An 8222-nucleotide genomic window follows, 5' to 3' on the forward strand; every position below is an offset into this window, starting at 1 on the left:
ATTGAAGGCATAATCAAGACCTGTACCATCAAAAAGGATATTGACCAATGGTATGTTTCCTTTTCATGTGAAATCGAAGAGCCTATCCCGGTTGAAGTCAAAACCAAAACAGGAATAGACGTTGGATTAATCGACCTGATAACCCTGAGTAACGGGGAACAGATCAAACCTCCGAAGTTCCTGCGGGAATCAGAGGATAAGCTGAAACAGGAACAGAAGCGGTTAAGCCGGAAAAAACTCAGGTCAAAGAACAGGAATAAGCAGCGGGTGATAGTATCAAAAGTACATCGAAAGATCGGGAATCAAAGAAAAGATTTTGCTCATAAGACCAGCAAGGTTCTTGTGGATTCCTATGACCGTATCGTGTTTGAAGATTTGCAGATAAAAAACATGGTGCAAAACCCTCGTCTTGCTAAATCCATCTCCGATGCTGGCTGGTATCAATTAATGCAATTCACAAAATCCAAGGCAGAATGTGCCGGGAAAATAGTTGAATTCGTTAATCCCGCAGGAACATCCCAGACCTGTATTTGCGGTTTCCGTGTCCCAAAAGACCTTTCAGTGAGGGTACATAGTTGTCCTTCCTGTGGTCTTGTCATGGGAAGAGATCAGGTGTCTGCAATATTAATCGAGAATAGATGTACGGTAGGAACTACCGGAATTAACGCCCGTCAAGGATATCTCAGCGGAGTATCAATGCAGCGGGACGCTCCGTGGCTTTAGCCGGAGCAGTTCACTTTCCATCCATAGTAATACTTTTATACATCATGGTTTAACAGGCAGACCAATACCAGGTCATATATTATTGGAGAAAAATTGATAATTATACGAAAATTCCAGCCTTCTGATTTCCAGTGGGTCATCGACATCGAAAGGAAGGTTTTTAATGAGCATGACCCTTATCTTTACATGCAGTTCTATGAGACATATCCCGATACTTTTATTGTAGCTGACATTAACGGTTTTGTTATAGGCTATGTGGCAGGATTTCTGGCACAAGTTGGAGTAGGACGCATATTTTCACTTGCAGTAGACCCTAAATATCAAAACAGGAGTGTTGGTAGCAACCTGTTAAAAGAAATAATTAACATTTTCCGAAAGGAGGGAGTCACTGAGATAATTCTTGAGGTCAGGATGGATAATATTAAAGCGAAAAGATTCTATGAGAGACTTGGATTTTCCCAGTTCGGGATAGCTGAAAAATACTATAATGACGGCCAGAACGCCCGTTTAATGAAGCTTAAATTATAGTTAATCATAGGAGGCTTTTCTTACCCACATTTTTCAAAAACCCTATCCATCGCCGTGCATCATCGACTTTTTGTTTGATATCATCACTTGGATCTTTTAACTTGATCTTACCTGCTTCACATTCCTTTAGATCCATAATTGCGCGTATGAAACTTGCGATCTCATTATATAATTTTTTTGCCTCTTCTTTCGTGATATCTTCTCTTAAAAGGATCTCCTCATCATACTTCGCTTTAGTTTCAAGAAAAGTCACAAGTTCCAGTAAACGGTCTTTTTCCTGTTCCGAAAGCTCCTTATTATGTATGCAACGCCATATTAATTCATGGAGTTTAATGTTTTCCCCATTAATCTCTACTTCCTCTGGTACTTTTTCTCCCACCCATATAAGATATCTGTGTAACCCGTTGAGTAAATGCTCCCTTTCTTCCAGGGATATGCAATCATCCGGATTTAATTCTTTTTGGTTCACACTTCCCTGCTTCCCATTTTGATTAACTTGGTCAATTTTGATTAATTCGATTATAATTCTTCGAGATACCTTTCTGCGGATACCGCAGCGATCGCCCCATCACCTACCGCTGTTGTTATCTGGCGAAGTGGTGTGACCCTGCAATCTCCTGCAACAAATATGCCTTTAACAGAAGTTTCCATTTTAGCATTTGCGATTACGAATCCCCATTCATCCTTTTTTACATCTGCAAATTTTGTATTTGGGATCAAACCCACATATATGAAGACGCCATCTGTTTTTACCTCCGAGGTCACATTCGTTTTCAGGTTCTTTAAAACGACCTTCTCAACGACGTTTTTCCCCACAATTTCTTCAAGTACCGAATCCCAGATAAAACTTATTTTCGGATTTGAAAAAGCATGCTCCTGGTTAATCTTTTCAGCACGCAGCTCATTGCGCCTGTGGACTACAGTTACTTTTTTTGCCATCTTTGTAAGATAAATGGCTTCAGTGATCGCGGAATCTCCTCCGCCTATAACTACAACCTCTTTTTCTTTAAAGAAAACCGTCGCATGTAGCGCAATATGAAACACCCCTGCCTGTTAATTCAACCTCCCCTTTTGCACCCAGCCTTTTTGGCGTTGTGCCGGATGCTATTATGACCGACTTAGTTTCTATGTCGCCTTCTGTTGTTTTAATGATCTTGATATTTCCTTTATCCTCGATCGAATCAACTTCTGCCATTCCTTTCATTTCAAGCCCGAATTTGCGTGCCTGTTCTTCGAATTTCGCTGCAAGGTCAGCGCCTGATATCTCAAGGAAACCCGGGAAGTTCTCGACCTTGTCAGTGACTATTATCTGTCCTCCGATCCCCATTTTTTCAAGAAGGACAGCATTCAGCATAGCGCGCTTTACATAAATTCCCGCAGTGAGACCCGCAGGCCCGCCGCCGATAATGACGATATCATAAACCATAATTCTTCAGTCCTTGTATGGTGATTATGGTATATAAATTTATGAAAATGTAACTTATTTTTCAAATGGATTTTAAGACATCTACTTAGATTTCCATAATTCTCCTCTAAAAATTCCTGCATCAATTGAACGAGTGAGCGGCAGGTTGCCCGAGGGAATCCATATTCTGTTTCGAGTTCATAGAAAAGCTGCTGTTCTGCGGTCTTTATCCAGACGCTCCGTACCTTAGAGCATAAGCGCTGAAGCATTAAAACTGCATCAAAAAAATATCATGATTTAATTATAAAAAATCAAGTGCTTCTAGTAATCCCAACTTCCCCCATTCCTGCTGCCTCCTCGCCTCTCCCCTTCATGCGAATCCCGGTGCCGACGAGAGCAAGATGTTGGGGCTGCTTCTGATTACTTTCCTCCCACGTCTCAAATTTTACAAAATTTTTACCTGTACCCATACTCCCTCTTTGCTTTCATCAAATCCCCTATCTTGGTTGAAGTCAGGAGTTCAAAAACAATTAGCAATAAGAAAAAATACATAAGATTCATTGCGACACCCAAAGCTCCTTTATCCAGGGCTATCAATGCCGCGACCAAAGGTGCCGCAATGGTTCCGATGACACCTGAAGCATGCATAAGCGCCCTTTTCACGCCTTCTGCCTTAAGGTATGAAAAATAATTGATCCTGAGAGTAGGCTCGATGCGTGCAGGGCCATTTAGATAATAATGTGTGAATCCGATCCCGAAAAGCCTGCCTGTCAAATAATGTGAAAGCGGATGCAGTGTGGCCATAAGAATGAGGGCACATAGATATAGCACCCAGTCTGTATTTACCCGAAAAGCAAGAACTATAGCAGCAATTGTGGCAGTAATTTCCAATAAGTTCCCGGTAAATAATCCAGGGGTCAAAGACACTTTTCCCTCAAATCTTTTTCGACTTAAATTTTCAATTTGCATGAGAAGTTCATCATCATTAATCTTATCTTTCTTGATCTCATTCACGATAGATAGGAACTCTTTCCCATTGTAATTGTTTTCAAGCTTTTTCACGCGTTCTTTCAAATCATTGTGCATAGTCTTTGTTATCCTTCCATATTGAAGTGTTTCAGGTGCGTCTTAAATGTTCGCAACTCCCGGATACGATCTTTTCAAGATGTCCATCACTTGTTTCAAGAATGAGTGCTCCTTCATTGTCCACACCTATCGCTTCACCATATATTGAATGCGCCTGTGTGGTTATCTTTACCCATTCACCTATTGTAGCCGACATGTTTCTCCATTCTTCCAGTATGGATTTGAATCCCTCATCCTGGAATTTCAGATACAATTCATCAAACTCTTCAAGTAATTTCCTGACAAAGCCAGCACGATTTATTTTAGCTCTTTTTTCTTTTTTAAGTGATGTTGAACTATCCCTGATATCATCGGGGAATGATTCTGTATCTACATTTGCATCTATTCCTATCCCGACAATAAGATAATCAATGAGGTCAGCTTCAGCCCGGATCTCTGTGAGGATGCCGCATACTTTTTTCCCGTTAATAAGAATGTCATTCGGCCATTTTATTTTTGCAGGAAGACCCAGACTCCGTATTGTCCTGGCAACACAAACACCTGCAAGAAGCGTAATCCTGGGGGCATGTGAAGGTTGTATCTTTGGCTTAAGTATGATGGAAAGCCATATTCCTCCTTCAGGAGAGATCCATTTGCGCCCGAGACGGCCGCGTCCTGCTGTCTGGGCTTCAGCTATTACAATAGTGCCCTCATCTACTGATCCAGCTATCTCATGGGCTACAATATTTGTACTTTCTGTCTCTTTAAAATATTTTATCTCTTTTCCTATAACCTTTGTTTTAAGCCCGGCTTTTATTTCACCCGGGGTCAGCCTGTCAGGTGTTTCGATAAGTGAATACCCGAGATTTGTTGACGAATCGATCATATATCCCTCATCCCTTAAGACCTTGATATGTTTCCAGATGGCAGTCCTTGAAACGCAAAGTTCGCTTGCGAGCTGTTCTCCGGAAATCCGCATGCCTTTATTATTAATTAGTCTTTCAAGTATCTTATCTTTAATGTTCATTTAGCTCACCCAGCTTTGCATTCCGGATATATGTACCAACAGCCGCTGTTATTGCTGCCACCTTTTTATCCTCTGCTCCCAGGGCAGATGCAAGCGTGGCACCCTTCTCCTTTTCAGCTTCTATGATCTTCTCCACTTCTTTTATGATATTGTGATCTTCAATGAAATGAGTAGTCAACTCCCCGCGCCTGAAATATTCGTTATTCATAACGGCTTTATGGAAAGGTATGTTGGTGGTTACACCGACGATTATATATTCATATAATGCGCGCTTCATCCTGGCGATAGCTTCGTTCCTGTCCCTGCCCCATACAGTAAGTTTCGAGATCAGAGAATCGTAGTACGGTGTAATGGTAAATCCTGTGTGTACGCCGCTGTCCACACGTACGCCTGGACCGCCGGAAGAGCGGTATCTCCTGAGTTTACCGGGCGCAGGTGTAAAGTTATTAAGCGGGTCTTCCGCATTCAGCCGGCATTCAATAGCCCAGCCTCTTTGCTGGATATCCGACTGTTTATATGTCAGCGCCTCGCCCGAGGCAATCCTCAATTGCTCTTTTGCCAGGTCAACTCCTGTTACTATTTCCGTTATCGGATGCTCAACCTGGAGCCTTGTATTCATTTCAAGGAAATAATAATCTCCTTTTGAATAAAGGAACTCGATCGTTCCCGCATTAGTATAATTTATAGCAGCAGCTGCTTTCACTGCATCAGAACCCATCTTTTCCCTTAATTCAGGTGTCATTATGGGAGACGGCGATTCTTCAATAAGTTTCTGGTGCCTGCGCTGGATAGAACATTCACGGTCACCAACATGGATAATATTCCCGTAGGAATCTGCAAGTATCTGGAATTCGATATGGCGCGGTTCTTCCAGGTATTTTTCTATAAAAACTGTTGCATCCCCGAAGGAGGATTTTGCCACCCTGCGGGTGGATTCGATGGTTTCACGCAGTTCTTCGGTCTTCCTGACCACTTTCATGCCTATGCCGCCGCCGCCTGCCGAGGCTTTAACGATCACAGGATAACCGATAGATTCTGCCACATCAACAGCAGAATCCAGATCATCAATACCGTTCTTGCTGCCAGGTATGACCGGGATCCCCGCAGCTTTCATGGTCTTTTTTGCCGCGATTTTACTGCCAACACTTTCTATGGTTTTGCCTGAAGGGCCGATAAAAACTATCCCTTCTTTTTTGCACCTGTCTGCGAAAATCTCGTTTTCAGACAGAAAACCGTAACCAGGATGTATAGCTTCTGCGCCTGTTTTATGCGCCACTTCAAGAATGTTGTCCATGTTCAGGTAGCTCTGTGAGGCAGGCGCAGGGCCTATGGGACGTGCTTCATCTGCGTATTTTGCAAATAGCGCATTTTTATCTACATCGGAATAAACCGCCACTGTCTTTACATCAAGCTCCCTGCATGCACGCATGACGCGGATCGCGATTTCACCGCGGTTGGCTATCAGGACTTTTTTAAACATGAATTTTATTACTCCTTCATCTGATTACAATAAGAGCCTTTCATATTAATTCAGATGCTTATTGTTCTGGGGGCTTAAATAATTCATCATACGTTATTTTGACATTAATAATATGTTCGTTGTCATGTTCCCGGATAAGTCTCCACAAATAACTACCAGAATACAAGGAGTCGGCGCCGGAATAAATAATGAATAACAAAAATTAATATAGAAGACATTCATATTATCTTAAGAGGATATGAATCACATTTTGTATAGTCCAATTAACGAATCATAATATATAATAATATAATCAAACAGTATCACTAACAATATGAAATCCAAAGAAGTGTTAAACTTATTAAGAATTTCCAGACAAACACTCACAAGAATGCTTCAAATGGAACAATAAGGGTTGAAGTCCAACCAAATAAATAGTATCTTTACTTCATTGTTCTTCAATGAAACTCTATAGCAAACGTAAAAATAATAAACACATTGAGGTTTCCACAGATGAACTTGATTAGAACAGAACAGATTCAAATAGAAGGCACTGATGAACTTAGTTCATTGTGTCATTTATCAAAGAATTTGTGGAACGAGGCTAATTATTTAATAAGACAAGAATTTTTCATGAACGGTAATTGGATAAGGTCCAATACGCTTGCAGCAACATTAAAAACATCTGAAAATTATAAAAACTTAAATGCTCAAACAGCCCAACAAATACTTAAGGTTCTGGGAGTGTAATCTTTTTTGCTGAAACTATCCTTATGAATATCCCTTCATATTTATAAATATGTATCAACCCTTTCGCCGAAATAGACCCTCAGCTGGTTTACTATAATACCCCATTCACGCATAGGCATCGTCCATTTCTCAGATGCATCAAACACTATCAGATACAGTATTTTAAATAGTGAATCATCCGTTGGAAATGAACTTTTTGTTTTTGTGATTTTTCGTATCTGCCTATTGAAATTTTCTATCGCATTGGTCGTATATATTATTCGTCTTATTTCCGGAGGATATTTGAAAAATGTTGATAAATATTGCCAATTGTCTCTCCAGCTCTTGATTGCATATGAATATTTATCGCCCCATTTTGTCTCAAATCGGTCAAGAGCAGCTAATCCTGCTTCCTCATTGGCAGCAGTATAGATTTCTCTCATATCTGCACAGAATGCTTTTCTATCTTTATAACTCACAAATCTTGTGCTATTCCTTATCTGGTGAACTACGCATTTCTGAATCTCCGCTTTAGGAAAAGTCGCTTTAATAGCATCCTCAAATCCCTTTAAACCATCAACAGAACAAATGAGCAGATCCTTTACACCCCGATTTCTTAGATCAGCAAGAACACCCATCCAGAATTTGGATGATTCGGCTTCGCCGATCCATATTCCAAGAATATCCTTTTTTCCTTCAATCGTTACTGCAAATACAACATAAGCAGTTTTCTTAACTATCTGGTTGTCCTTATTTACGTTGAAAACGATACCATCCAGATAAATAATAGGATACAATCCATTCAAAGGTCTGATTTGCCATTCTTTCGCGATCGGTAGAATCTTATCCGTTATCCTGGTAACCATTTCAGGGGAAACTTCAAGGCCATATATTTTATTCATATGAGATCCTATATCTCTGTTGCTCAGTCCCTGAGAAAATAATGAAACAATCATTCCTTCAAGGTCGCTTGATATTGTTCTCTCATGTTTCTTTACGATTATCGGTTCATGTTCACCTTCGGCGTCCCTTGGAATATCAAGTTCTATCTTCCCGAATTGACTTTTTACCGTCTTTTTTGTATGACCGTTTCTTGAGTTATCGGTATTTTTATTAGTGTAGTCGTATTTAGAATAACCAAGAGTGTTATTCATCTCTTCTTCTAATGCTTCTTGAAGAACTCCTTTTATCTCGTTAATAAACGCATCCTGGATGCTTTTACCTGTTTTTAAATTGTTTTTCCTAAGCCATGCCCTTGCTTGTTCTTGTGTAAATAATTCTGCCAT

At 40.5% G+C, this 8222-nt stretch carries 10 protein-coding genes and 1 pseudogene; 4 read left to right on the top strand and 7 right to left on the bottom strand.

The features are described 5' to 3' along the window. Both MNV_RS04890 and rimI read left to right on the top strand, forming a co-directional pair. Nucleotides 1–723 (top strand): RNA-guided endonuclease InsQ/TnpB family protein (locus MNV_RS04890; protein ID WP_179293808.1); only part of this gene is annotated, 723 nt, incomplete at its 5' end. A gap of 93 nt (nucleotides 724–816) precedes the next feature. Next, nucleotides 817–1251: a ribosomal protein S18-alanine N-acetyltransferase gene (rimI, locus tag MNV_RS04895; RefSeq protein ID WP_176505035.1), complete on the top strand. Its 435-nt coding sequence runs from the start codon at nucleotides 817–819 to the stop codon at nucleotides 1249–1251. A gap of 4 nt (nucleotides 1252–1255) precedes the next feature. Here the strand turns inward: rimI and MNV_RS04900 are convergent, their stop codons facing one another. The 6 genes from MNV_RS04900 to MNV_RS04920 all read right to left on the bottom strand — a co-directional run bounded on the left by MNV_RS04900 (nucleotide 1256) and on the right by MNV_RS04920 (nucleotide 6228). Continuing rightward, on the bottom strand, nucleotides 1256–1720 hold the full coding sequence (locus MNV_RS04900; protein WP_096204254.1) for a DUF5788 family protein: 465 nt from the start codon (nucleotides 1718–1720) through the stop codon (nucleotides 1256–1258). Between the two features lie 50 nt (nucleotides 1721–1770). After that, nucleotides 1771–2295, bottom strand: coding sequence for an NAD(P)/FAD-dependent oxidoreductase (locus MNV_RS20975; protein WP_306453620.1), 525 nt, complete (start codon nucleotides 2293–2295; stop codon nucleotides 1771–1773). Next, nucleotides 2258–2677, bottom strand: coding sequence for an NAD(P)/FAD-dependent oxidoreductase (locus MNV_RS20980; RefSeq protein WP_306453621.1), 420 nt, complete (start codon nucleotides 2675–2677; stop codon nucleotides 2258–2260). The genes MNV_RS20975 and MNV_RS20980 overlap by 38 nt, the downstream gene beginning before the upstream one ends. Before the next feature lie 435 nt (nucleotides 2678–3112). Beyond that, on the bottom strand, nucleotides 3113–3742 hold the full coding sequence (locus tag MNV_RS04910) for a hypothetical protein (RefSeq protein ID WP_096204255.1): 630 nt from the start codon (nucleotides 3740–3742) through the stop codon (nucleotides 3113–3115). 31 nt (nucleotides 3743–3773) lie between these two features. After that, the gene (locus MNV_RS04915) at nucleotides 3774–4748 is read right to left on the bottom strand and encodes a biotin--[acetyl-CoA-carboxylase] ligase (RefSeq protein ID WP_096204256.1); all 975 of its coding nucleotides are present in this window, start codon (nucleotides 4746–4748) and stop codon (nucleotides 3774–3776) included. After that, entirely contained in the window at nucleotides 4738–6228 is a 1491-nt protein-coding gene (locus tag MNV_RS04920; protein WP_096204257.1) for an acetyl-CoA carboxylase biotin carboxylase subunit, read from the bottom strand. The genes MNV_RS04915 and MNV_RS04920 overlap by 11 nt, the downstream gene beginning before the upstream one ends. Before the next feature lie 413 nt (nucleotides 6229–6641). Here MNV_RS04920 and MNV_RS18950 point away from each other — a divergent pair. Together MNV_RS18950 and MNV_RS04925 are read left to right on the top strand one after the other, a co-directional pair. After that, nucleotides 6642–6734 (top strand): annotated as a pseudogene (locus tag MNV_RS18950) (IS607-like element ISCbo10 family transposase); the annotation flags it as partial. After that, the gene (locus tag MNV_RS04925; RefSeq protein WP_096204258.1) at nucleotides 6721–6957 is read left to right on the top strand and encodes a hypothetical protein; all 237 of its coding nucleotides are present in this window, start codon (nucleotides 6721–6723) and stop codon (nucleotides 6955–6957) included. The pseudogene MNV_RS18950 and the gene MNV_RS04925, both read left to right, overlap by 14 nt. Before the next feature lie 41 nt (nucleotides 6958–6998). Here the strand turns inward: MNV_RS04925 and MNV_RS04930 are convergent, their stop codons facing one another. Next, nucleotides 6999–8222 carry an IS256 family transposase gene (locus tag MNV_RS04930; protein WP_096204259.1) on the bottom strand — a complete coding sequence of 408 codons (1224 nt, stop codon included), beginning with the start codon at nucleotides 8220–8222 and terminating at the stop codon, nucleotides 6999–7001.

It is taken from the genome of Candidatus Methanoperedens nitratireducens, assembly GCF_900196725.1.
Taxonomy (GTDB): Archaea; Halobacteriota; Methanosarcinia; order Methanosarcinales; family Methanoperedenaceae; genus Methanoperedens; species Methanoperedens nitroreducens_A.